At 59.8% G+C, this 1667-nt stretch carries 2 protein-coding genes; both read left to right on the top strand.

Annotated features, from left to right (window positions below; translation table 11 throughout):
- Positions 1–79: 79 nt before the first annotated feature.
- The gene (gene ttcA / locus ACE04F_RS22205; RefSeq protein ID WP_486109945.1) at positions 80–904 is read left to right on the top strand and encodes a tRNA 2-thiocytidine(32) synthetase TtcA; all 825 of its coding nucleotides are present in this window, start codon (positions 80–82) and stop codon (positions 902–904) included.
- 68 nt (positions 905–972) lie between these two features.
- Complete coding sequence (locus tag ACE04F_RS22200) at positions 973–1647, top strand: DNA-3-methyladenine glycosylase I (RefSeq protein ID WP_486109944.1); 675 nt, start codon at positions 973–975, stop codon at positions 1645–1647.
- Positions 1648–1667: the final 20 nt, after the last annotated feature.

Below are 1667 nucleotides of genomic sequence, written 5' to 3'. Positions count from 1 at the left end.
CGCCACGAAGGGCGGTGCCACGGGAGGGGTTTTTTGCGTAAAATGCCGGCCTTTCGTCACATCTCACGGATTTCGCGTCATGGGCACTCTCACGGTCAACCAGAACAAACTGCAAAAGCGCCTGCGCCGCCTGGCCGGTGAGGCCGTCGCCGATTTCAACATGATCGAGGATGGCGACAAGGTCATGGTCTGCCTGTCCGGCGGCAAGGACAGCTACACCTTGCTCGACGTGCTGATGCATTTGCAGAAGGTTGCCCCGATCAAGTTCGACATCGTTGCCGTGAACATGGATCAGAAGCAGCCGGGCTTTCCCGAGCACGTGCTGCCGGCCTACCTCGAATCGTTGGGCGTTGAATATCACATCGTCGAGAAAGACACCTATTCGGTGGTCAAGGAATTGATCCCCGAAGGCAAGACCACCTGTTCGCTGTGCTCGCGCCTGCGCCGCGGAACGCTTTACACCTTCGCCGACCAGATCGGCGCGACCAAGATGGCCCTGGGTCACCACCGCGACGACATCGTCGAGACCTTCTTTCTCAACATGTTCTACAACGGCTCGCTCAAGGCTATGCCGCCCAAGCTGCGCGCCGACGACGGGCGCAACGTGGTGATCCGTCCGCTGGCCTATTGCAGCGAGAAGGACATCCAGGCCTATTCGGATTTCAAGCAGTTCCCGATCATTCCCTGCAACCTGTGCGGTTCCCAGGAAAACCTGCAACGCCAGGTGGTCAAGGAGATGCTCCAGGAATGGGAGCGCAAGACCCCAGGCCGCACCGAGAGCATTTTCCGCGCCCTGCAAAACGTCATTCCGTCGCAACTGGCGGACCGCAACCTGTTCGACTTCGCCAACCTGCGCATCGACGACAGCGCCACGCCGCGGTTCGTCAACGTGGTGAATCTCTGACGGTCGCAGGGATAGCTATTCACGGCGCTTGCGAGCGCCGTTTTTTATTTCCGACCTCAGGAGAGGGCATGCGCGATTACAAGTGGCTGCACGAGTATTGTCTGAACCGCTTCGGTTCGGCGGCTGAATTGGAAGCCCATCTGCCTGTACCCAAGACCCCGGCGCAACTGCGCAAGATCAGCGATGACCGTTACCTCTCGACCATGGCGCTGCGAGTGTTCCGCGCCGGGCTCAAGCACAGCCTGGTCGATGCCAAGTGGCCGGCGTTCGAAGAGGTGTTTTTCAGGTTCGACCCGGAAAAGGTCGTGCTGATGAGCGCCGAGCACCTGGAGCGGCTGATGCAGGATGCACGGATCATCCGCCACCTGGGCAAGCTCAAGAGCGTGCCGCGCAACGCGCAGCTGGTGCAGGATGTGGCCCATGAAAAGGGCAGCTTCGGTGCGATGATCGCCGATTGGCCGGTGACCGATATCGTGGGTCTGTGGACTTACCTTAAAAAACACGGCCATCAGTTGGGCGGCCTGTCGGCGCCGCGTTTCCTGCGGATGATGGGCAAGGATACGTTCGTGCCCAGCTATGACGTCGTGGCGGCGCTCAATGCCCAGGACATCATCGATAAAGTCCCGACCAGCCTGCGGGACCTGGCGACGGTGCAGAATGCGTTCAACCAGTGGCATGAACAAAGTGGCGGGCGGCCGCTGAGCCAGATCTCGATGATGCTGGCTTATACAGTGAATCATTAAGACCGCGTTGCTCCCTTCGC

This window comes from Pseudomonas sp. AGC41, assembly GCF_057334555.1.
This window is presented reverse-complemented; position numbering and strand designations above follow the sequence as displayed.

Excerpts from the sequence above, each read along its gene's own strand:
- ttcA (WP_486109945.1), top strand. The coding sequence starts at position 80 with ATGGGCACTCTCACGGTCAACCAGAACAAACTGCAAAAGCGCCTGCGC.
- ACE04F_RS22200 (WP_486109944.1), top strand. The coding sequence starts at position 973 with ATGCGCGATTACAAGTGGCTGCACGAGTATTGTCTGAACCGCTTCGGT.